The sequence below is a fragment of the Bacillus sp. SH5-2 genome (genome assembly GCF_008368905.1).
Classification (GTDB): Bacteria; Bacillota; Bacilli; order Bacillales; family Bacillaceae_G; genus Bacillus_A; species Bacillus_A luti.
Map to the genome: position 1 here is coordinate 58,031 of NZ_QOSD01000022.1, position 22,520 is coordinate 80,550.

A 22,520-nucleotide genomic window follows, 5' to 3' on the forward strand; every position below is an offset into this window, starting at 1 on the left:
TAAAATTTATTAAGGGGAATTTAGGTGGGGGATCAACTGTCTGTAAAGCCCGATTGGTGAGGGCTCATAATCAGTGGGAGTGAACCCCCACTGATTAAAGTTTCACTTTATATAACGGTATGATTTTCACGATATTGTCTAGGAGTCATACTAGTGATTTTTTTGAAAACCCTTGTGAAATAACTTTGATCATTAAAATTAAGCCAGGCACAAATATCTGATAAAGGATAGGTCGTTAATGTTAATAACTTTTTAGCTTCTTCTACTCGTTCTCTCTGAATGTATTCACTTAAAGGAATGCCTACTTCTTTTTTAAACAGTTTTGATAAATAAGTAGGAGAAATATGTAAAAGATTTGCAAGGTCATTAAGAGATATTTCATCGTAAATTTGCTTGTGAATATGATTTAGGCATGTAGTAATGGAATTAGAATATACCTGGTTATTATATTCTTTAACACGTTCTGCAAAAGTACATAACGCATCTTCAATTAATCTATTTACAGAATACATGTTATCTAGTTTTTCAATGGTTTGTATATATAAAGTACCGAGTGAAAAAGCAATATCTGACGGAAGATTACCGTCTATCGCATATCGAATGGCTAGAGTAATCGCGATAATACCGTTATTCTTTTGGTTTCTCAGTTGATCACCTTTGGATGAAATTGCCGCATCTTCTTGAGGGAATGAATATGCATATTGTATGACCTTTTCTTTATTGCCTTCTTTAATTGCTGAAAAAAATTTACGTTCCAATGATATGTCATAATTTTGCGGATCATGCCGGCGACGTTTTGAAATATAGAGATCAGGATTTACGATTTTATAAGAAATATCTTCGAGCAATTTATTTTTTTCCCAAACAATATCGCGATCTAATTTTTCATTGAAAATTACGTAATGTAACCAAATACTTATATCAATTAGTGTACTTTTTTTTATCTCAGGTAGAAATTGATAGTAGTCTACTCCTTGTTGCATTTTATTATTACAGTTGAAATACTTTATAAGTTTAATAGCCATCTCATCTGATACTTTTGGGTAGGTAGTAGGGCCGATTATAATCGTTCCTTTTATGTGTTCATGATTTGTTATATGGATGCTAATGAAATTCTCAAGATATTTATTCCCTTTGAAAATTGGAAAATTACAAGGAGTATTTTCTTGATAAATTTCATTCAGATGTTCGTCTTTAGAAGAATAAAACGGACTACCAATCGTATGTGAAGTAGATTCATATACAATTTTTTTATTAGTAGATAAAAATTGAACGGGTACATGAAAGGTGCTATGTACAAGATCGCATAAGTGCTGTATGTCGATGGAATTATTCATTATTGTCTCCTTTTAAATAGTTTTGAAATACTACATATTAATTAGATCTACATTTGTTTCTATAAAGTATAAATTTCTTATTATTTGAATTTTATTGTTATACGAAAAGGATTACATATATTGGATAATAATGAAAGGTGATTTACAGATAAAATTCCTCAGATGTTGTATGAAAATAGATGTATTGATGGTACCTTCCATAAAATATCTTTTATATCCATTATACCAAATTAATAAATATAAAAGAGATATTTATATTTGGAATACGGAATGTTTTATACATAAGAACGAATGATACATTCTTCATAAAATCTTAAGAAATCTCCTCAATTTTTGTTAAGAAACGATAGTTAAACTTAGAAACAAGTTAAAAACTATGGAACGAATGGGGAGAGGTTTATATGCAGCTCATAACATTCTTAAATGAATTTATTAAACATCCAAAACATACTGGTGCAATCGCGCCAAGTTCAAAAATATTAGCAAAGAAAATGGTCGATGTAATTGATTTTAATAAAGCGAAATGCATTGTAGAGTTAGGGCCTGGTACAGGAGTCTTTACGAAAGAAATTATGAAGAGAAAGAAGAAAGAGACAATATTTCTTCTTATTGAAATTAATGAAGTGTTTTGCAAAGAGTTAACAAGAAAGTTTAAAGATGAACAGAACGTCATTGTTGTACACGGTTCAGCTGAAAATATAAAGAAGTATATGGAAGAGTTCAATATAGAATGCGTGGATTACGTTTTATCGGGATTACCTTTTACTTCTTTACCAGAAGAAGTTTCAAAGCGCATTTTAAACAATGTAATGGAAGCGATACACGAGAATGGTGAGTTTATTACATTTCAATATTCACTTGTGAAAAAAGGATTTATACAGCACTTCTTTCCTGAAATTACGCTAGAGAAAGTGTGGCTCAATTTCCCACCAGCGTACGTCTTTAGCTGTAAAAAAGAGCTAAGGAGAGCATATGCATAATGGAATTACATGAATTATTATCTTATATTGAACAATACGGTTATTGGGCGTTATTCTTCTGTTTATGGTTAGGTATTATCGGTATGCCAATTCCAGACGAAATGATCGTAATGAGTGGTGGCTTTGTATCTTCACTAGGGATATTAAGTGTCATTCCTGCATTTTTGTTAACATATTTAGGTGTTGTATCAGGGCTATCTTTAGGTTATATATTAGGGAAAATATTTGGTACAAAAGTACTTCATAAGCTAATGAAAAAGAAAAAGGCGAAATACCTTTTGAAATCTCAACAAATGGTAGAGAAGTACGGTCACTATGCATTAGTCACAAGTTACTTCATACCAGTTGTAAGACATATTGTACCGTATTTAGTTGGGATGAATAACATGTCATTTCGGATATATGCTTTGTATTCCTATACGACAGGATTTGTTTGGACACTCATTTATTTTGTGCTCGGTTCTTTATTTGGACAACATATTGAAAGGATTGTAGCAGTTGCGATAGAGTATGGTGTGTATTTTGGTGGGATTGTTTTTGTTGTTGCGAGTGGTGTTTATTTGTACAGGCAAAGAAGAAGTGCGGTGGTGAGTAAGTAGATAGAAGAAAGGTTTATGTTTATTGAGAGCATATAAAAGGGAGAGTTATTTTGTAGAATAACTCTCCTTTTTAATGTAATAGCTCCTTATTACTTACATTAGGCTTTGTCTGAAATACAACTATATAAATTGTTAATAGGATTGTATTGATCAGATTAGCTACTATAGTCATAAAATCACTTGATGGAGTGATAAGAACAAAGATTGAAAGTGCGGCAGAAGCAAGAGGAATGAACTTTTGTAAGGCCGTGATTTCTCCACTTTTGTGAAGTTGCCATGATATAAAGAAGGCAATTAAGAAAATAAAGGATGTAAATATTAAACCTAAGTATCCCCAGCCATCTTCAATATACCAAGGTAAAAAGCTCATTCTTGATGTGAAAATAAATAAATTGAATACTAACGTGCTAATGATTAGCGTATTTAAAATTGTGATATGTATCTGTTTTTTCATTTGAATTATACTCCGGAATGTATTTTATTGACTTAGTTCTTGCAACTCTTTGTCTTTAAAGTGATTAAAATTGTTTTTGTCTACTGTATAAACATCTCCTTTTATAAGGCCAGCTTTATATTGAGTATCTAAAAATTGAAGCTCTTTTTCCCAAATTTTGATACTTAGCTGAATGCATTTCTCACGCTGATACTTTGGTAAATCATCACGGTGTTTCGGTTCTTTATGAGGATCTTTTGTATTATCAACACGAATGCCATAGTTTAGTTCTAAAGCATCTACCTGTTTATATAGTTCATCCAACTCTTCTCTTTGCTTCATGATTGAATGTACTTCTGAGCGAGTGATATTAGGGTTAGTTAATTTGAAATGAGCAAGCTCCGCCGCGTAACTCTCAGTTTTTGAGCCTGTATTTGCAAGAACAACAGTTGATAATCCAAGTAGTAGGCCAAGGGATAAAGTTGTAATCATTATTTTTTTCATATCCTTTTATTCCTTTCATTATTTCGTATAAATAAAATATTTTTATTGAGATGCTTTTGCCATTTCCATAAATCGTTTTTCAATTTCATCCAATTCGAATGAATGGCATATTCTATGGTCTTCTTTATCTAAAATTCGATAATGTTGAGATAAAATATTTTGTTGTATTTGATAACCGTTTAATTCTTTTATTTGTCGCCACCACACTTTTCCCCCTAACGTCTTCGGGAAGTTCGTATTGTAATGTGTAAAAGCGATTGTTTTTATAATTTCATTCACATCATCACCAAATGTCATCTGGACTGTATCGCTCTGTTCAAAGAGTGTTACGACACAAACTGCACCTGACCATGTTAGTGTGCGTCTTCCTTTTTCAATTTCTACTAATGTTTTCTTCGATAAACCAATAATTTCTGACATTTTATCTTGTGATAAATCATTTTCAACACGGATGAGTTTTAATTTTGAATTAACGAGTTCAATAAATTCTTGTTTATTCATAATGCAGCTCCTTTTTTAATATAGTGTAAAATTACACTATAAGTGTAATTTTGTCAATGATAGTGTAAAAAGTTACTTTTTATTGTTTTGATCTTTCTAATTAATATTTCACTTCTAGTTTAAGAAAATGTTAAGAAACCGTACGAGTTTTTATTAAGAAATAAGCTCTATACTTAGAAACATCTTAAAGAAAACATACTGAAAGGCGGAATATAGATGAAAAGATTTATTTTTGGAGCAATGATTGTTATCGTCGCAGGGGCGGCATATTTATTAAGTAGGAGTAAGCTATTAGATCAGATGAACCCATTTCTTGATATAGAGGATCATTACGCGATTATTGATAATGATGGAAAAGAATTAGACGGAAATAAAGGCCGTGAATATACAGTGAAAGCTTACGATAAGGATGGCAAAGAAAAGGAAGTAACTATTGATGAAGTAGATGAATTACAAAAAGGTTCGTACTGGCATGTGCTTACAAGGGGAAAGGTTTTACATGATAAGGTGCAAGTAACGATAGAGAAAATTCCTGACGGTGCGAAGGCAAAATTAGGATTGTAAGTATAAACCCGATTCTTGATGAGAGAATCGGGTTTGTTATTTTATGGTAAAATTTAGAGGGGAGGAGTGAGAGGTGTGCTACTCATTGTTAGTCTTATATTAATTGGGATTATGTGTAGTATGAGAATAGTATCCTTACATATGATAGAACGACAAACGATAGAGGAGCGATATGTATATTGCCCAAAATGTGATACGAAAATTAGAAGAGGAAACTCTGCTCCTTTTTGTTCGAAGTGTAATGTAATATTTTAAAGAAAATAAAAAGGCCACAACGAACATATTTCAGTTCGTTGTGGCCTTTTTTGAATGAAGAATAATAACAACTTTCTATGTTCCGCTCATAATTTCTACAGGTACCTTCGCAAGAATAGTGGGTTTTGTTAAATGAAATCATTTTTAATAATTTTATTTTGGAGCTACAGATGTTGAAACATAAAATTGTTACTTATTAGTATCTATAACACTTTAAAGTGCGTACTTTTTATTGTGTTGCTGATAAGACATAATTACATACGTGAGAGGGAAATGAGTAGTAAAAGCATCTATGTTATTTTTAATAATTGTCGTGCTTTGAAGTGTATATTTGGGGGCTGTTCGGATTCTTTATAATGCATTTGATCGGTCATTCCTTTTCACATTATTTACATCCATTCATCATTTTTAAATAGATTTTAGGAGGAGATTTTAAATGAAAGATTTATTAAAAGGTACACTTGGTTTTGGTACGGCACCACTAGGTAATATGTACCGTAATATTCCAGAGGAAGAAGCAATCGCAACAGTGGATGCTGCTTGGGATAATGGTGTTCGTTACTTTGATACAGCTCCACTTTATGGATCTGGTTTAGCAGAGATTCGTCTTGGTGAAGCACTATCGAAAAGAAATCGTGATGAGTACTTCTTAAGTACAAAAGTAGGTCGAATTATTTCAGATGAATTGGAAGATCCATCTACACGTGATTTAGGTGAAAAAGGCGGACTTTTCGAATTTGGTCGTAAAAATAAAATCATCAACGACTACAGTGCGGATGCAACTCTTCGTTCTATTGAGGATAGCTTAAAACGTTTAAAAACAGACCGTCTAGATTTTGTTTATATTCATGATGTAGCACAAGATTTTTATGGAGATGAGTGGATTTCACAATTTGAAATTGCTCGAACAGGAGCATTCCGTGCACTTACTCAATTACGTGATGAAGGTGTAATTAAAGGCTGGGGCCTTGGAGTAAACAAAGTAGAATCAATTGAACTTATGTTGGATTTAGAAGAAGCAAAACCAAATGTTTCTTTACTAGCTGGTCGCTATTCATTATTAGACCACGAGCGTGCGTTAGAACGTGTAATGCCTGCGGCTGTAAAAAACAATATGGACATTGTTGTTGGTGGACCATATAGCTCAGGTGTACTTGCTGGAGGTGCTCACTTCGAATACCAAAAAGCGTCACCAGAAATCATTGCAAAAGTTAATAAAATGAAAAACCTTGCAGATCGTCATGGAATCAGTATTAAAGCTGCTGCTTTACAGTTTTCACTGGCTAACCCAGCGGTTGCAGCTGTTATTCCTGGTGCAAGTAAACCGGAACGAATTGCAGAAGACCAAGCTGCATTGAAAACAGTGATTCCAGCAGCGTTCTGGGAAGAAATGCGTGAACAAAAATTAGTTGCAGTTAATGCACCACTACCAATTAACGTTAAATAAAAAGGAGAGTAATTAAAATGGCAAATACGATTACATCTATTGAAATTCCAGCGTCACCTGAACAAGTATGGCAATTAATTGGAGGTTTTGATGCACTTCCAGATTGGTTACCGTATATCCCTAGCAGTAAAGTAACTGAAGGCGGACGTGTACGTCATTTAGCTAATCCTGATGGCGATGCGATCGTAGAGCGTTTAGAAGCATTTAATGAGAAAGAACGTTACTACACATATTCAATTATGCAAGCACCATTCCCTGTGACGAATTATTTATCTACAATCCGCGTTAAAGAAGGTAAAGATGCTAACACATCATTAGTTGAATGGTCTGGTAGTTTCACTCCTGTAGAGGTTACTGATGAAGAGGCAATTAATCTATTCCATGGAATTTATAAAGATGGTTTAGAGGCGTTACAACAAGCATATTTAGCTTAATCAATTTATTACACATAAAAAAGTCTGCAGTGTAACAACTGCAGGCTTTTTTATGATTATTGCATTTTTTTTTAAGAAAATATCTCTATACTCAATGCTGTTACTTAAAGAGGACAGAAGCGCATGCAAATCGTGAGCGTTACATCGTCCTTCAAAAACTAGGTGTCACGAAAAAAGAAATGAAAAAAGCAATTGCAAAACAAATGAGATTTATTTTCTTCACTCCTTTAGTACTTGGTATATTACACACTTTATTTGCGCTAAAAGGATTAGCGACAGTTATTCCGTATGAAATTACAGTTCCGTTAATAATTAGCATCGATGTGTATAGTGTTATTTATATTGGTTATTATTTGTTGACGGTTCGTTCTTATTTCAGGATTGTTAGTAAATAAAAAAGAGAGCAAGAGAACATAGTGAAAATTATGTTCTCTTTTATTTGTTTATTAGCTAAAATGAGATGTGCTTAACAATAGTATGTAAACGAAAATAAATATAGATGTACACATGGAGTGTTATATTTAGGGATTTTGATCATAGTAGGGTGCCTATTAATAGGCATTATTTTGATTAGTATAAGTATTTGCCGATTTGTTAAAGAAATAAAAGAAAAAAATTCAAAGAAAGAGAAATGGAAAGTAGTAGCTGGAAATTTGATAGAGTTATTTAGTGATCCGTTGCACGGAGCACCGTTCTACTTTTTAACTGGGGGCCTCTTTTTTGTAGTCGGACTGTTATTTTTTTCTATGGGAGTGGGCTAGGTTAAAATCGATTAAGGCATATGAACATAGTTGTATGGCGAAGAAGGGGAGAAGAAATGCCGATTATAAGAGATATACAGTTGAGTTTTCTAAAAGCGAAAGAGCATATAAGTAGCATAGAGAAATTACAGTTAACATCTACAAGCAACTACGATGAAGACATCTCTTTTGGTAAAGAGACGAGCTGTATTACTTCTTTATATTGTCGATATATACCAAAGTTAAGAATGGAGTATGAGAAAGGGATTTGGATTCATTGTGTGGATGATATTTCATTACTCAATGAGTGGGAGAAGAAATATCGGGTTTTCCCTGAATATATGAATGTTTTTGTGGAGTATGAGAGTGTGAAGAATTTTCCCTCTCTATCAAATAGAGAGAAAAAAGAATTAGCTCTTCAAATCGTTCATGCGGAAATGAAGCGTTTAGCTGTGAAATATGATTGGGATATAGAAGAGTTAGAAAAAGTAAACAATAAGATAATGGATTTGGATTATAAAAATGAACTTGTATATATAAAGAAGAGTAGTCCGAATAAAAAATACGTATGTAGTATAACTTGTCAGCATGAAGTAGCGTATGCTGATATGTACTTAGAAATAAGAGAGTATAGAACGAGACGGTTAATCAAAAAGGAAAAGCTTATTAGGGAAGAAGCTATGTATAAAATGTTTAATCATATTAGTGATGTGGCTTGGAAGTTAGACCATAAAGTGATGTTGATGAATGATAAAGGAAAAACGATGTGGATGTTAACTTTTTTAGAGAAAGATAGCCCAGATAATTTAGTTTGGAAGATTGAAAGAGTAGATTGGAAATAGATAAGAAGTGGATTGCATATGATGGAGACACAAATCGTTATTGGAGTACCTGGTTTATGGAAAGATAGAACGGAATTAATATAAGAAGTTGCGAGTAAGCAGCTATATGTTAGTGGGGAATATTATGCACCATAAGGAGAAGGAGATTGGTTTTGAGATTGATGTATATGAACAAGATCCATCTTTAGGAGAAGCTTTCTTCTATGCAAGTGGTGAGCGTTTTGATGAAGAATTGCTCCATAAATTGGAGAAGCATACTTACACAGTGTATGTTATTGCGAAAGTTGACGATATAGATAGGTTACAAGAAGTAATTGATGTAGGAATGGAACTCTTACATGCAGGTGGACTAGCTTTAAAAGTTGAAACAGCAGGTGTAGCTTATTCGAAAGAAGAATGGCAAGAGCTTGCAGAGAATAAGGAAATATTCCCGATGTATTCGCACCTTGTAACTTTAGTTGGAGATGAAGAGGACGGTTACTATTCATGTGGAATGCAAGCATTTAATCTACCAGACGTTGTTTTAGACGGAGGAATAGACCCAGAAGTAGCTGTAGATTTATTAAATGATTTTAGCCTACATAATATATTGGAAAAACCTAATTTGAAAGATGGAGATACAATTAGTTTCACAGAAGATTCTCCAGTGTACCGTCTATTTCATTATATAGATGATCGTTATGAACAAGAGGATCCATTTTATAATCCATGCGGGATATGGAAGTTAGAGAGTGCTTCGGCAAAGAAGTCTATATTTCAGAAGTTGGGGAGTGTGCTAAAAGGATGGAAAAATACATAAAAGAGCAAATGAGTATATGTGACAAATATAAAGCAGAGTATGTAGAGTCCCCGAATGACTTGAAATTAGGAATAGCGCAAAATGTAAAAAGTGGTATCGTTCCGATTAATGGGTTACGAATGCCTGTAGAAAACGGAACGACAGGCTGGTACATTTGGGCTGGTGAAGAGATGGGGACAGAAGAAGATTTCTTCCTTCCCTTACATGTGCAACATATCGATGAATGGGCACCTGAAATCAAAAAGTATTTAGGATTACCACCTGGATGGAGATTTTTGATTGATGGAGATTATGAGGATGTGTGGTATGATTCGAATTTACTGAATGAAGATTTAGAAGAGAATTCAGATGCATGGGAAGAAAGTATGCTACAAGAATACGGCTGGTACATGCATAGTGTATTAGCAGAGGATATTGATGGCATTCATGCTAATTATCATACACATGGTTTGAGAGATACCTTTAATCATCAAGATTTACAAATCACATTAAATATGGATCCTGAAGTAGCACATGGTGTTTTTAATTCTATAATAGAAGAAATGCGTAGTGGGAAAAAGTTTGAACAAGGGATTGAGTATACGAATATTATTGAAGGATATCCCATTATTATGAAGTCTTTCGTAGAGAGGGATCGAGAGGTTTTAAGAATTTTATTACCTGATGAAAGTGGGATTCTTCCTACGAGGACAGAGTGTGATGAATGTTATAAGACTCAATTGGATGATATTGAGGAAAGTTGATAAAAAAGAGCTTGAAACCATTCAAGCTCTTTTTTATTACTATTTATTATGTCCTAAAATATGCTCAATCTCCTGCAAACTTAATTTACTTGCCTTAGCAATGGTTTCAAGTGGCATACCAAGATCATACATACTTTTAATCATTTGAATTTTTCCCTGTTGAATCCCTTCTTTTCTCCCTTTTTCTAAGCCTTTTTTCAAGCCTTTTTCCATGCCCCTGTTCAAGCCTTCTTTTTCTGCGTGGGCAAATTTTGCTGCTTCATCCATTAAAACCTTTTCTCTTGCTTCATAAGCTTGACGAAAAGAGGAGTTTTGACTCATACGTTCCCATTTATTTAATGCTTTTTGTAAAATAGGATCTCGGTTCATAGCAATGTCCTCCAATGTTTTAGTTAAGTGTTCATCCTCATTTGCGGTAAGTAATAAGAGCCACCTAGCAAATGGATCTTTCCACGGATTTACTTTTTCTTCATGCCATTGTTCTATTAACTTTGGCATTTCTACAATGTGAATCTCTATGTCATTACTCAATAGTTTTTGTTGTTGTGTATTCCATAACGTGCCCGTTGTATGAAATTCTTTGTGATCTAAAAACATTATGAAGTTTAATAAATTAATGGTGATGGTTTTACGAAGAGCACTATATGGCATGCCTTTTTGTAATTGAGATGTGTATAATTTTCCCCAATAATATAAACTGCGTTTCATCATATCGTGATTATTATTAAGCTGTATTTCTACATTTACTTTTGTTCCCGTATTTAACGTAGCTGAAATGTCTAGAATTGATAACTTATCATCTTCATATTCCCGGTGTAAATGTGGATCTTCTAATTGTAGAGAAGCGATGGGTGACTCTAAAGAATCTTGTAACATTGCGTTTAAAAAGGCAACGAGAATATCTTCACTACCATTCGTACCAAACAATTGTTTAAATGCAAAATCAATGCGTAAATTAACTAACTGTTGGTTGAACAAAGTTTGTTCTCTCCCTTATATTAAGGTACTTCTTTCCTTCATTGTATCTAAAAGGAACTAGGGCATGCAAATAGACCATTTTGCTATTTTTAAGTAGCATTATTAGAATGTCAGAGGCAAGTATAGCTATGTTATACTCTAGTAAAATTGAAAAGTTTATATAGAGGTGAAGATGATACATATGCAAAAAGATATTTTGAAACTATTAGATAAAAAGCAAAGTAAGTATGAATTTCCTGCCTTTGATAATGAATATATAGATATTTCGCAAGTGAAATTCTCTCTTTTCTTTAAAGATAATAAGGATTGGTTAATAGTATTTCAAGTTGTCGGTGTAGGATCATTAGGTGTATGTAATGATATTCACGTCTATGGTGATAGAATAAATCATACAATTGGTGATGATGGCATTTTGCAATTAAATGATGGAGATTATGAATTATTTGATAATGAAGGTGAATTTATACCGGATATTCATAAAGGTAGTGTAAAAATTCGCGATCATCATTTTGAATATCAATTTACAGAAGAAGAATATGTACATAACGGAATAGAAGTACAAACGACAGAGTCTTATCCAAGAGATTTTATGCGTATGCTTGCTACTCATGACGAAGCTAGAAAATTAGTATGGTGGGATAAAGAAGAAATTTTAGAAGAGTGCGGTTTAGAAGGTAATTGGGAAGTAGCGTATGAAACGGAAGAATGGAAACATGTTGAAGACGAAAAAGTAAGTGAAAATGAATTTTTCCAATCAGTAGCCGCTGCAATAGAGAAGAAAGATCCAAGTATTATTGTGAAGAAGGATTGTAATACGCATTGGAGAAATTGGGTAGAGTTTGATTGTGACTGAAAAGGATAGGAGAAAGAATAATAAATGAAAAGAAGAAGAAAATCCGGAGAAAAAGTACAAATGAATCGTTTGGCACTACCTCTATGCTACGGAAGTGAAGCACCATATTATTATTACGAGGTAGCGCCCCATGAAAGAGAGGAATGCTTCCATTTAACATCAGAACTTTTGCGTAATGGACGATGAACATTACTTTATTAGAGGGTGTTTAGAGATTCCTATCATTGATTACCACGAAAATTTCATATGGACTGTGTGGGTATCACTTAGTAAAGAAAGTTATGATGAAGTATTAGAAAAGTGGGATGAGAGAGGCCGAGAAAATAGTGATCCTTATTTTGGTTGGTTATCTGTAGAAATACCAGTTTATCCAGAAACATTAAATTTAAAAACAAATGTACATATAAGAGAAGTTGGAAAGGCACCGTATGTTGAATTAGAGCCAACCGAGCATCCTTTAGCGATCGAACAAAGAAATGGAATTACTTTAGAGAGAGTGAAAGAAATACAAGAAATGATTCAACGACATAACTAGATTAGAAGAGAAAAAACGAGTGCTAGCACTCGTTTTTTTATTACACAACCGCAGGATTATAAATCATCGTAAAGTGTTCTGGTAACAATTCAATATGACATGGTGTATGAAGCGAACTTTCTCCATCTGTATCTACTTCTTTTTCTTCTTCTGTTTCAATATGGATGGATTTCGCTTTTACGTGGAAGATGTCATTTTCATTTGAGTCTTCAAATAGTTTCTTTCCGATGTAATCTTTAAATGCTTGAATACCTGTTGATTTGACTACGAAAATATCAAGTGTTCCGTCATCGCATTTTACATTCGGAATAAAGGAGGGAATACCACCAAGATATTCACCGTTTCCTACCATCACAAGGACAGCTTCGTCTTCGTATACTTGTCCGTCGTAAGTGATTTTGACTGGGAATGTTTCAGCGTTTTTGACAGTTCGAATGGTGCTTAAGTAGTAACCAATTTTACCAAGCTTTGCTTTCTCTTCTGCATCAATATTGTTTGATACTTCAGATACGAGTCCAATGCCCCAGAAGTTTAAGAAGTGTTGTCCGTTTGCTTTTGCAACGTCAACTGGTTTTACGTGTTCCTTTGTGATAAGCTTTGCTGCTTCTGCAATGCTTTGCGGAACACCGAGTGTGCGAGAGAAGTCGTTGCAAGTTCCGCCTGGAATGATTGCAAGTGTAGGTCTAGTTTCAAGAGGGGCTAAGCCATTTGTGCATTCAAATACAGTTCCGTCACCACCAAAGACGATAATTAAATCTACTTTACTAGCAAACTCTTGGCAATATTTTGTTGCATCACCTTGCTTTTTCGTATGAAGGATATGTAAATCAGGAAAAGCTGTGGCAAGAGGTGGTACGATTTTCGCTAAATTTGTATGTAAGTCGCCTTGACCGGCTTTCGGATTTACGATGAGGAGTACTTTTTCAAATTTTGTCTTTGTCATTGTTATTCTCTCCCTTTGTCTTGTACGAATCGTGATAGAAAATAAACTTCCATCAGTAATTGATGAAAGTTTATTTTGTTATATTAGTCCGTTACAACTGAAGCGATAAATGGTAAGTTACGATATTTTTCCGCACAGTCGATACCGTAGCCAACGATAAATTCGTCTGGAATTTGGAAGCCAACATATTCAGCTTTTAAGTCCACTTTACGGCGTTCTGGCTTATCAAGTAACGTACAGAATTTAAGTGCCTTTGGTTTATGCATAAAGAAGTGATCTTTTAAGAAGTGCAGCGTTAAACCTGAATCGATAATATCTTCTACGACAATTACGTTTTTCCCAGTAATGTTTACGTCGATATCTTTTAGTAGTTTCACTTTTCCTGTTGTTTCCGTTTGATTTCCGTAACTAGATGCAGAGATGAAATCAATTGTTACATTGTTTTTAATTTGACGAATTAAATCAGCAGCAAATACGAATGAACCTTTTAATACTGCGATGACTACGATTTCTTCTCCTTCAAAGTCACGTTCGATTTGAAGTGCTAGTTCTTTTACTTTTGCTTGTAATTGTTCTTCAGAAATTAAAGTGTCTTTTATTTCAATATTCATTGGAGTCCTCCTACAGTGTAAAACTTGTGAACATTTCGACTGTAAAGGATAGAAAGGAAAAAGTCAAAGAAGATAGTAATTTTTTACAAAGACAACAACAAAATCATCTGATGATATGATATACTAATCACATTAAGAAAACGCTTCCATGAAAGGTGATTATGATGAAAAAGAAACAGTACACAAGTGTAACATTTATAAAGGCATTACTTTTAACAATTGTTCTTGGCCTATTGGCGTATGTAATTGATGTACCTGTAATTCGCATTTCATTAATTGGAATGACGTTAGTGTTAGGTGCTATTTCCCACGGTATGATGTCGCAGCTGCAAGAAGCTGGACTTGATAATATGAATGATCATATAGATAAAAAATGAGAAACCTTCCTGTATATATAGTGAAGGTTTTTTCTTTTCTTACAAAAATGTAAGGTAGTTGTAAGACAAATCGATAGTTGCATAATCACATTTTGGATACACTATGGGTGTAAGGTAAAAGGCAAGCATATTTAGGTAAATTAAGTTTTAGGCACTCTATATGTGAAGAAGGAGTAGGAGGGCATGGAGAAACGTTGGACAACCTTTTCTTTTTTAGCAACTAGTAACACCGTAATGCTAGCTGGTGAAATGGATTTTTTGCACTTATTTGATCGAGAAGACGATCATTCTTCTTCTAAATTTACAATGAAATGGTGTAAATGGAGCGAAAATTGTAGATTGGAAGAAGAGGCCCCTAAAGAAGAGCAAAAAATTATTTTAACAAATCCTATTAAAGCGTGGGTTGTTCAACGTCGCAAGTGTAACGTCAAAAATCACTTCAAGAAAACTGAGCCGAGACAATTAGTTATCGCTCCGGCCCGTTCTACTTCTAAATCACGCGAAAGTAACATGTAAATATTGAGACACACACCCGAAAAGAGCATTGTATCATACAGTGCTCTTTTTCTTTTTTTGTAAAAATCCTTTTGTCTGAGGAAAAATTTGTTATGATTATGGAGGAATCTTACATTTTACATATTGTTAGGAAGTATGATCGTAATAAAATTCAAAGAGGTGCGTGTATGATGAAAAAGTATAGTGTAATTGCAGTAGCGAGTCTGTTAGCGACAAATCTATTAACATTTCCTTCTAGTTCACTAGCGGAAATTGAAAATAAAACGAGAAATAGTATAGAAGCTTTACCACACATACAGAGCAATGAGAAAAGCGAACTGCAAAAACAATTAGAAGCTGTAAAAGAACGACAAATAGAATTAGAAAAAAGAGAAGAAATTTTAAAACAGCAGGAAGAATTATTTGTTAAGGTAGATGAATTAAAACAGAAAAAAGACGAGTTACTGAAACAAGATGGTGAACATAAAGTACAACTGGAAGAAGTACAGCAGGAATTAGAGGAATTGAAAAAGCAGCAAGCAGAACTTGAAGGGAAGAACCCGTTACAAGTGAAGGATAACAATGAAGAGAAAAAAGCTGCTGAATTAAAAAAACAAGAAGAACTTGAAGAGAAGAATGCATTAGAAATAAAAGAAAACAATAGCCAAGAAGAAAAAACTCTTGAAGAATTAGAAGAACAAAAAAAGAAAGAAGAGCTAAAGAAGCAACAAGAGGAATTACGAAAACAGCAGGAAGAATTGAAGAAGCAACAGCTAGAATTGGAGCAGAAAACGAAACAAGAGCTTGAGCTAACGCAGAAAGAAGAGCAGGCAAAACAAGAGCTTGAATTAAAACAAAAAGAGGAACAAGCAAAACAAGAACTTGAATTAAAACAAAAAGAGGAACAGGCAAAACAAGAACTTGAATTAAAACAAAAAGAAGAACAGGCAAAACAAGAATTTGAATTGAAGCAAAAAGAAGAACAGGAAAAGAGAGAAGCAGAAGTAAAACAAGCTACTATTACAATGCAAACAGCGCCGCAATCGTTTCCTGATGTTCCAAATTGGGCGGAAGAGTCTGTTTATTATTTAGTTCATAAACAGGTGATTTCTGGGATGCCGGATGGAACGTTTGCATCAAACAAAGTATTAAGTAGAGCTGAAGCAGCTACAATTATGGCGAAAATTTTAGGATTAGAAGTTAAAGAAGGTGAAAAGCCAACTTTTACAGACTCTCAAGACCATTGGGCAACTTCTTATATTGCTGCGGTGGAAAAAGCAGGTGTCATTAAAGGTGAAGGAAATGGGAAATTTAATCCGAATGGTCAAATGACAAGAGCTGCTATGGCAGCGATGTTGGTCCAAGCTTATCAATTAGACAAAAAGGTTAATGAAGAATTACCAACATTATTTGCTGATGTGAAAGATCATTGGGGTGAGAAATTTATTAATATTTTAGTAGGCATGGGCATATCCAGTGGTGTTGATGGAGAACATTGGCAACCGGATAGATCCATTACGCGTGCAGAGGCAGCACAGCTCGTCGCGGTTACAGATAAGTCTAAAGACAATGAAGTGAAGGTAAAAAAGATAAACATTTCGAAAAAATTCTTTACGTATAATGGACCATCTTTATCATCTGGAATTTCAAAGGAATATGGACCTAGGGAAGTAACAGTGTATGAGGAACGAGAAGACGGATGGATTAGAATTCATACGGAAGCAGGTTTTAAGTGGGTTTGTTTAGTTGAAAAGAAAATAAATATGAATAATAACTTTTTGACATACAATGAGGCATCCTTATCTTCTGGTATTTCAAGTGAGTATGCTCCGCAAATAGTAACAGTTGTTGAAGAGCGAGAAGGCAATTGGATTAAAATTTATACTGGTTTAGGTTATAAATGGGTATGTTTAATAGACAAGAAAGTACAGATTGATAGAGACTTTACTACTTATGATGCCCCTGCCCGATCTGCAAATATATTAGGCTATTATGGGCCTCAAGCAGTAACTGTTGTAGAGGAAAGAGGAACGTGGCTTCGTATACGTACATATGCAGGTTATCAGTGGTTAGATACAAAAAAAGAAGCGAAATATTTATCTAAAGTATTCTTTGCGTATGATAGCCCAAGCTTTATATCTCGTGTATCAGGAAAGTATGCACCGCAGACAGTAGAGGTTTATGGTGAAAGAGATGGTGGCTGGATTCAAATTCAAACTAGTAATGGATTAAAGTGGGTTAATGAAGGAAATGTTAATCGTAGTCAAGTAATATTAAACGTACCGTCACTATATCAATTCCCAGAATTGAATAATGGATGTGAAGTCGTTTCTTTACAAATGCTTGTAGAACATCAAATTGGTCGCTCGTTAAATAAAGTGATGTTTGCGTTTGAAATGCCGTTTGATCAAACGAAGTTAAAAAATTATAAAACGCCATCACAAATTTGGGGAGATCCAGATGTAGGATTTGTAGGTGATGTAACAGGTAATACACCGGGGTATTCTATTAATCCAGAACCACTAAAACGATTGTTAGATAAATATACAAGAGGAACGAACTTAACAGGAAATGATCTTTCTGTTTTAGAAGACTATGTAAGAAATGGGAAACCAGTAGTGACATGGGTAACTGTCGCTTTAAATAACCCAAGACCAATTACAACGTGGAAAACACCAGGTGGAAAAACAATTTATGCAAGAATGAATACGCATGCGGTTGTTTTAACAGGTGTGGATGATAATTACGTATATTATAATGATCCGTTTTATGGGACGAAAAATGTAAAAGTGAGTAAGAGCCGGTTTGCAAGTATCTATAATCAAATGGGCAAGAAAGCTTTAAGTGTAGATTAACTTTAAAAGGTTATCCGAAAATTATTTCGGATAACCTTTTTTCTACAATGAAATCTTTAGATGAAATATATTTCATCTGCATCTTATATTTATATCTCTTGTTTATTCTAGTGATACATCCGATGCGAAGTGATGTAAAACGTATAAAAGGAGAGAAATAAAATGAAAAAGAAACTATTACCAATCTGTGCAATGGCACTTTTAACAGTAGGATATTCTTCAGTAGCAAGCGCGGATACTGGAACAGTAACAAAGGAAGAAGCAACGCAAATGCAACAAGATAAAGCGAAAAAAGAAGCTGCGATTAAGGAACAGCAAAAAAATGATGTAGCGAAAAAGCAAGCGGCGCAAGTACAAGAAAAAAGTGATATGGCAAAAAAAGAAGCCGCAATTAAGGAACAGCAAAAAAATGCTACAGCGAAAAAAGAGGTAGCGAAGCCAGCTGTACAAGGTGAAAAATTACCAAACACAGCATCAAATAATGTCGCAATGATGGGTTTAAGTGCCTCTCTTGTGGCAATAGGTACATTATTTAGTTGGAATCGTCGCAATAAAGTTAAGGCGTAAATAAAATATTGTTCTATAAAGAATGGGATAATTTCATATATTAAAAATGGTAGGTTATTCCTACCATTTTTGGCATGGAGGGATGAAATATGAAGTTACTCAATTATATCGGTATCATATTGATGGCTATAGGACTATTTATGGGATCATATTATGCTATGGAATGGTATAAAGGAAAAAGCGCTGCTCAACAACTAACGAAAGAAGAAATAAAGAGCTTTAACAATATACAACATGATCAACTTTCACGTGAAACCCCCGTAACTTCTCAAGTGCCTTCTTCTCAAACAGAGCATAAAGAAGGAGAAAAGGTAGCAATGTTAAATATACCGAAAATAAAAAAGAAGTTTTCTATATATTGGGGAGCGGATGATGCAACGCTGAAAAAAGGAGTTGGTATGTTTGTTAGTGATTTAACGACAACGCCATCTGGAGGGGGACATACTGTACTAAGTGGGCACCGGGATACTGTATTTACAGATTTGGGAGAGTTAAAAGAAAAAGACACTCTTGTTTTAGAGTATGATAATAAAATTTACACATATGAAATTCAAAAAATATGGATTACCCATGCGGATGATCGCACTGTTATTATAAAAAAAGAAGAACCAATATTAACACTGACAACCTGCTATCCATTTGATTATATAGGGAATGCACCAGATAGATATATTATCGAGGCGAAATTAACTGCTAGTTATTCAAAATGAAATTGTAGTTTCTGAAAGCGGGAGGGGGATACATAAGTTATGTCAAAGAATATTTTAATTGTGGAAGATGAAGATATTTTGCGTGAAATATTAAAAGATTATTTTTTGAGTGAACAATATGTAGTGTTTGAAGCAAGGGATGGGAAAGAAGTTTTAGTTGTATTTGAAGAAGAAGAGGTCGATTTAGTTATTCTAGATATTATGTTACCGGAGCTCGATGGATGGTCCGTTTGCCGAAGAATCCGTAAGACATCCGAGGTTCCGATTATTATGCTGACGGCACGTGTTGATGAAGATGATACGTTACTTGGATTTGAACTTGGAGCAGATGATTATGTGACGAAACCATATAGTCCACCAATTTTATTAGCAAGAGCGAAACGATTGTTAGAAAGTAGAAAAGTGACAAAACAACTTTTAGAGAATGAATATGATACGTTATCAATCAATGGTATTCACGTTCATCTACCATCACGTACTGTTACGGTAGATAAGGCAGATATTAATTTAACACATACTGAATTTGAAATATTAGCGTATTTCATGAAAAACCAAGGGATTGTTTTAACACGAGAGCAACTCATTTCAAGAATTTGGGGATATGAATTTGCTGGTGACGATCGAACGGTTAATAGCCATATTCGTAATTTGCGAAATAAATTAGGAGAAAAAGCAAAGTACATTACAACTGTAGTGCGAACTGGTTATAAATTTGAGGGAAATGTATGAGAAAAGGGATTGTACTGAAATTATTTACTCTCACAACAGCATTATGCATGTTAATTTTAGCGACGATATTTATTGGACAAACGATATTTTTTAAGCAATATTATGCGAATCGAAAAGTGGAAGATATTAAAGTGAATTTAAATTCCTTTGAACAGAATTATTTAAAGGAAGCCGGAAATGCAGAAGGAATTCAAAAGCTAGAGCAAGACTTTTTAAGAGAAAATAATACGTGGATTACGACATTAGATCAGAATGGGAATTTAAAGCATGCGGATGATTTTTATTTTGAGGTAACAATCGACCGTAAGCAACAGAAGAGCTTTGGACAACAAATATTCAAAATTCCTTTATACAATCTTGTCAATATAGAAGAGATTGATAATAAATCATCAGATCCGTTTTTAGGCCAAGAAATTTATTTTTCTGGCGTGGAAGAAGATGATAGTTTTATTCCGTTCTCTTTCGCGTTAGGCAAACAAAATTTAAGTGGATCTAATAAACCGTTAGAAAAAGCATTTAAGGAGAAAATGAGTAAATTAAATGAGGAGAAAAAGAAAGCAGCTGGGGAACAATTTGTTAAGGAAAAGAAGCCGGCTGTTCAGGAGCAACCTGCCCAAGAACCAGATGTTTACATAAGAGGGCGTGTTACGAAAGTACAATTCCCTGATGTAAAAGGTCCCGTAAATCCAATTTATAAAAACACTTTATTTTTGGATAGTATAAAAGAATTTCAAACGGATGTAGTACTAAAAGAGAGTAAGCAAATAGAGTATTCAACAAAGACAATGGACTATGAAAAAAATGATATAAAATATAAATTATTAATCAAACCAATAAAAGAAAAAGACGGATCCGTAACATATATATATGCGATGGCTTCCTTACAGCCTGTAGATGAAGCGGTACAAATGGTACAAGATTATTACATCTACATCATTGCATTTGTAGTCGTTCTCATTTTTCTAGCTGCATTTTATTATTCAAAACAAATTGCAAAACCGTTATTAAAAATAAATGATACAACGAAGAAAATAGCGCATTTAGATTTCACAGAACAAATACCGATTACTTCAAAAGATGAAATTGGGGATTTATCGAAAAATATTAATGTACTATCAAATAAACTCCATTCGCATATTGGGCAGCTAGAACAAGATATTGAAAAGGAAAGAAAGCTAGAAAAGACGCGAAAAGAATTCATTTCAGGTGTTTCACATGAATTAAAAACACCACTGAGTATTATGAAAAGCTGTATTTCTATTTTGAAAGACGGGGTAGCCGAACATAAAAAAGAATACTATTTTCAAGCGATGGAACGAGAAGTAGACAAAATGGATACGTTAATTTTAGATATGCTTGAGTTAGCTAAATTTGAGTCAGGCACATATAAAATGAAAAAGAATTTATTTTATATTGATTCGATAATTGAAGATATATGTGAACACCTTTCTGTGGAAATAGAGAAAAAAGAACTTCGTGTTCATAAAAATATAGGTCCATTTGAAGTAGTCGCAAATCAAGGACGGATTGAACAAGTCATCGTGAACTTCATTACGAATGCTATACGTTATACACCAAATAAAGAAGAGATTATTATTTCTACAATAGATGAAAAAGATCGTATAAAAGTATGTATTGAAAATAAAGGTACTCACATTGAAGAAGAGCAATTAGATAAAATTTGGGATCGTTTTTATCGCGTGGATGCAGCTCGCCAGCGTTCACAAGGTGGAACGGGGCTTGGTCTTGCTATTTCAAAGAATATTTTAGAACTGCACGATGCTGAATATGGAGTAAAGAATACAGAAGATGGTGTGTCATTTTACTTTTATTTACAGAAAAAAACGTAGATAATATAATCTACGCTTTTTTAATTTATTTTCATATTATCTTTACCTAATCTTTATTTTCAAACGATATAATCTGATTAGAAAATGAGGTTATGTAAGGAGTCGATGAACCGTGCATAGCAATTGGCTAAGTATAATAGTATTTATTTTCTTTTGTGCATTTATTGTTTTTTTAATTGATATTACGATATGAAAAAAAGAGCGCTCATGAAGCGCTCTTTTTGTTTGAATTTATTTGATAAGCATTGATGCTCTTGAATAAGCGTGGTGAAGTTTTAAATAAAAGGAATAGTAATATTGTGCATAATGCGAAAGAACAAAGCATTGTACTACCGTTTACAATTAATGAATATAGCACAGCTGATTGACCTTTCGGTGCATATTGTCCCCAGAAAATAATACCAGCGATAAAGTGACAGAAATAGCGAGCTAGACTACCGATAAATGTAGCGAGGATAATATAGGAAATTGTTTTCTTTCTTTCGCCGTTAATTAAGGTCTGCTGAATTTGCTTATAAAAGAGTCCAGCAAATCCAATAAAAGCAAAGGCAACGAAGTACTCAATGAATGCTTGAACAGGTGTTAAAATGTAAGCATCACCTACAACAATTTGTAATAATCCCCAAATTAATCCACCTAAGAAAGCAGATTTAAAGCCCCAGCGATATGCAATAATAAAAATAGGAATCATAGCAAATGAAATGGAACCGCCTGTTGGAAGTTTAAGTGATAATGGTAAAATGTCGATAATCATGGCGAAGGCTGCAAGAATAGCAGATTCGATCATCGCTTGTAAATTGGTGTTACGCATGTTGTCTCCCCCTAAATCCAAGTTGTAC

At 33.9% G+C, this 22,520-nt stretch carries 25 protein-coding genes and 3 pseudogenes; 20 read left to right on the forward strand and 8 right to left on the reverse strand.

What is annotated here, in order from left to right; all coding sequences use genetic code 11:
* Positions 1-107: 107 nt before the first annotated feature.
* Positions 108-1,337: a helix-turn-helix domain-containing protein gene (locus tag DN410_RS19825; protein ID WP_149177740.1), complete on the reverse strand. Its 1,230-nt coding sequence runs from the start codon at positions 1,335-1,337 to the stop codon at positions 108-110.
* A 401-nt stretch (positions 1,338-1,738) separates the two neighbouring features.
* Between DN410_RS19825 and DN410_RS19830 the strand changes: the two genes are divergently transcribed.
* Complete coding sequence (locus tag DN410_RS19830; RefSeq protein ID WP_149177741.1) at positions 1,739-2,317, forward strand: class I SAM-dependent methyltransferase; 579 nt, start codon at positions 1,739-1,741, stop codon at positions 2,315-2,317.
* On the forward strand, positions 2,317-2,916 hold the full coding sequence (locus tag DN410_RS19835; protein WP_149177742.1) for a DedA family protein: 600 nt from the start codon (positions 2,317-2,319) through the stop codon (positions 2,914-2,916). Before DN410_RS19830 ends, DN410_RS19835 begins: the two co-directional genes overlap by 1 nt.
* A 70-nt stretch (positions 2,917-2,986) precedes the next feature.
* On the opposite strand, the gene DN410_RS19840 is transcribed toward DN410_RS19835, so the two are convergent.
* Genes DN410_RS19840 through DN410_RS19850 form a run of 3 tightly spaced genes read right to left on the reverse strand, consistent with a single transcriptional unit; the run spans position 2,987 to position 4,354 of the window.
* A complete protein-coding gene (locus DN410_RS19840; protein WP_149177743.1) occupies positions 2,987-3,370 on the reverse strand; it encodes a hypothetical protein in 384 nt (127 codons plus the stop codon).
* 24 nt (positions 3,371-3,394) lie between these two features.
* Positions 3,395-3,841, reverse strand: a complete 447-nt coding sequence (locus tag DN410_RS19845; RefSeq protein WP_255446768.1) for a hypothetical protein — start codon at positions 3,839-3,841, stop codon at positions 3,395-3,397.
* Between the two features lie 54 nt (positions 3,842-3,895).
* Entirely contained in the window at positions 3,896-4,354 is a 459-nt protein-coding gene (locus tag DN410_RS19850; protein WP_149177745.1) for a helix-turn-helix transcriptional regulator, read from the reverse strand.
* Between the two features lie 216 nt (positions 4,355-4,570).
* On the opposite strand from DN410_RS19850, the gene DN410_RS19855 reads away from it, so the two are divergent.
* From DN410_RS19855 to DN410_RS19895, 9 genes and pseudogenes are all read left to right on the forward strand, one after another.
* Positions 4,571-4,918: a YxeA family protein gene (locus DN410_RS19855; protein ID WP_149177746.1), complete on the forward strand. Its 348-nt coding sequence runs from the start codon at positions 4,571-4,573 to the stop codon at positions 4,916-4,918.
* 75 nt (positions 4,919-4,993) lie between these two features.
* Entirely contained in the window at positions 4,994-5,173 is a 180-nt protein-coding gene (locus DN410_RS19860) for a hypothetical protein (protein ID WP_149177747.1), read from the forward strand.
* Between the two features lie 436 nt (positions 5,174-5,609).
* The gene (locus DN410_RS19865; RefSeq protein WP_149177748.1) at positions 5,610-6,620 is read left to right on the forward strand and encodes an aldo/keto reductase; all 1,011 of its coding nucleotides are present in this window, start codon (positions 5,610-5,612) and stop codon (positions 6,618-6,620) included.
* A gap of 17 nt (positions 6,621-6,637) precedes the next feature.
* Positions 6,638-7,054, forward strand: coding sequence for an SRPBCC family protein (locus DN410_RS19870; protein ID WP_149177749.1), 417 nt, complete (start codon positions 6,638-6,640; stop codon positions 7,052-7,054).
* A gap of 101 nt (positions 7,055-7,155) precedes the next feature.
* Positions 7,156-7,449: pseudogene (locus DN410_RS19875) on the forward strand (FtsX-like permease family protein); the annotation flags it as partial.
* Between the two features lie 117 nt (positions 7,450-7,566).
* Positions 7,567-7,815 (forward strand): hypothetical protein, encoded by a 249-nt coding sequence (locus DN410_RS28555; RefSeq protein ID WP_149177751.1) that lies wholly within the window; start codon positions 7,567-7,569, stop codon positions 7,813-7,815.
* A gap of 56 nt (positions 7,816-7,871) precedes the next feature.
* On the forward strand, positions 7,872-8,636 hold the full coding sequence (locus tag DN410_RS19885; protein ID WP_149177752.1) for a hypothetical protein: 765 nt from the start codon (positions 7,872-7,874) through the stop codon (positions 8,634-8,636).
* A gap of 18 nt (positions 8,637-8,654) precedes the next feature.
* Positions 8,655-9,435 (forward strand): annotated as a pseudogene (locus tag DN410_RS19890) (DUF4261 domain-containing protein).
* Positions 9,420-10,178 carry a DUF4262 domain-containing protein gene (locus DN410_RS19895; RefSeq protein ID WP_149177753.1) on the forward strand — a complete coding sequence of 253 codons (759 nt, stop codon included), beginning with the start codon at positions 9,420-9,422 and terminating at the stop codon, positions 10,176-10,178. Before DN410_RS19890 ends, DN410_RS19895 begins: the two are co-directional and overlap by 16 nt.
* 39 nt (positions 10,179-10,217) lie before the next feature.
* Here the strand turns inward: DN410_RS19895 and DN410_RS19900 are convergent, their stop codons facing one another.
* Complete coding sequence (locus DN410_RS19900) at positions 10,218-11,156, reverse strand: Rpn family recombination-promoting nuclease/putative transposase (protein ID WP_149177754.1); 939 nt, start codon at positions 11,154-11,156, stop codon at positions 10,218-10,220.
* Between the two features lie 181 nt (positions 11,157-11,337).
* Between DN410_RS19900 and DN410_RS19905 the strand changes: the two genes are divergently transcribed.
* Positions 11,338-12,009 carry a DUF7003 family protein gene (locus DN410_RS19905; protein WP_149177755.1) on the forward strand — a complete coding sequence of 224 codons (672 nt, stop codon included), beginning with the start codon at positions 11,338-11,340 and terminating at the stop codon, positions 12,007-12,009.
* Between the two features lie 24 nt (positions 12,010-12,033).
* Positions 12,034-12,544, forward strand: a pseudogene (locus tag DN410_RS19910) (DUF2199 domain-containing protein).
* 40 nt (positions 12,545-12,584) lie between these two features.
* Here the strand turns inward: DN410_RS19910 and DN410_RS19915 are convergent.
* Positions 12,585-13,487 carry a diacylglycerol/lipid kinase family protein gene (locus DN410_RS19915; protein WP_149177756.1) on the reverse strand — a complete coding sequence of 301 codons (903 nt, stop codon included), beginning with the start codon at positions 13,485-13,487 and terminating at the stop codon, positions 12,585-12,587.
* Between the two features lie 83 nt (positions 13,488-13,570).
* A complete protein-coding gene (gene hpt, locus DN410_RS19920) occupies positions 13,571-14,098 on the reverse strand; it encodes a hypoxanthine phosphoribosyltransferase (protein ID WP_149177757.1) in 528 nt (175 codons plus the stop codon).
* Positions 14,099-14,259: 161 nt separating this feature from the next.
* Here hpt and DN410_RS19925 point away from each other — a divergent pair, with 161 nt between their 5' ends.
* The 7 genes from DN410_RS19925 (at position 14,260) to DN410_RS19955 (ending at position 21,681) form a co-directional block, all read left to right on the forward strand.
* A complete protein-coding gene (locus DN410_RS19925; protein WP_149177758.1) occupies positions 14,260-14,475 on the forward strand; it encodes a hypothetical protein in 216 nt (71 codons plus the stop codon).
* A 183-nt stretch (positions 14,476-14,658) separates the two neighbouring features.
* Complete coding sequence (locus tag DN410_RS19930; RefSeq protein ID WP_071710937.1) at positions 14,659-14,991, forward strand: hypothetical protein; 333 nt, start codon at positions 14,659-14,661, stop codon at positions 14,989-14,991.
* Between the two features lie 167 nt (positions 14,992-15,158).
* Positions 15,159-17,825: an S-layer homology domain-containing protein gene (locus tag DN410_RS19935; RefSeq protein WP_149177759.1), complete on the forward strand. Its 2,667-nt coding sequence runs from the start codon at positions 15,159-15,161 to the stop codon at positions 17,823-17,825.
* Positions 17,826-17,987: 162 nt separating this feature from the next.
* Positions 17,988-18,392 (forward strand): LPXTG cell wall anchor domain-containing protein, encoded by a 405-nt coding sequence (locus DN410_RS19940; protein WP_149177760.1) that lies wholly within the window; start codon positions 17,988-17,990, stop codon positions 18,390-18,392.
* A gap of 89 nt (positions 18,393-18,481) precedes the next feature.
* Positions 18,482-19,102 carry a class D sortase gene (locus DN410_RS19945; protein WP_149177761.1) on the forward strand — a complete coding sequence of 207 codons (621 nt, stop codon included), beginning with the start codon at positions 18,482-18,484 and terminating at the stop codon, positions 19,100-19,102.
* Between the two features lie 39 nt (positions 19,103-19,141).
* A complete protein-coding gene (locus tag DN410_RS19950) occupies positions 19,142-19,831 on the forward strand; it encodes a response regulator transcription factor (protein ID WP_149177762.1) in 690 nt (229 codons plus the stop codon).
* Positions 19,828-21,681 carry a sensor histidine kinase gene (locus DN410_RS19955; protein ID WP_149177763.1) on the forward strand — a complete coding sequence of 618 codons (1,854 nt, stop codon included), beginning with the start codon at positions 19,828-19,830 and terminating at the stop codon, positions 21,679-21,681. The genes DN410_RS19950 and DN410_RS19955 overlap by 4 nt, the downstream gene beginning before the upstream one ends.
* Before the next feature lie 205 nt (positions 21,682-21,886).
* Here DN410_RS19955 and thiT read toward each other — a convergent pair whose 3' ends face one another.
* Complete coding sequence (gene thiT / locus DN410_RS19960; protein ID WP_179958629.1) at positions 21,887-22,513, reverse strand: energy-coupled thiamine transporter ThiT; 627 nt, start codon at positions 22,511-22,513, stop codon at positions 21,887-21,889.
* Between the last annotated feature and the right edge of the window lie 7 nt (positions 22,514-22,520).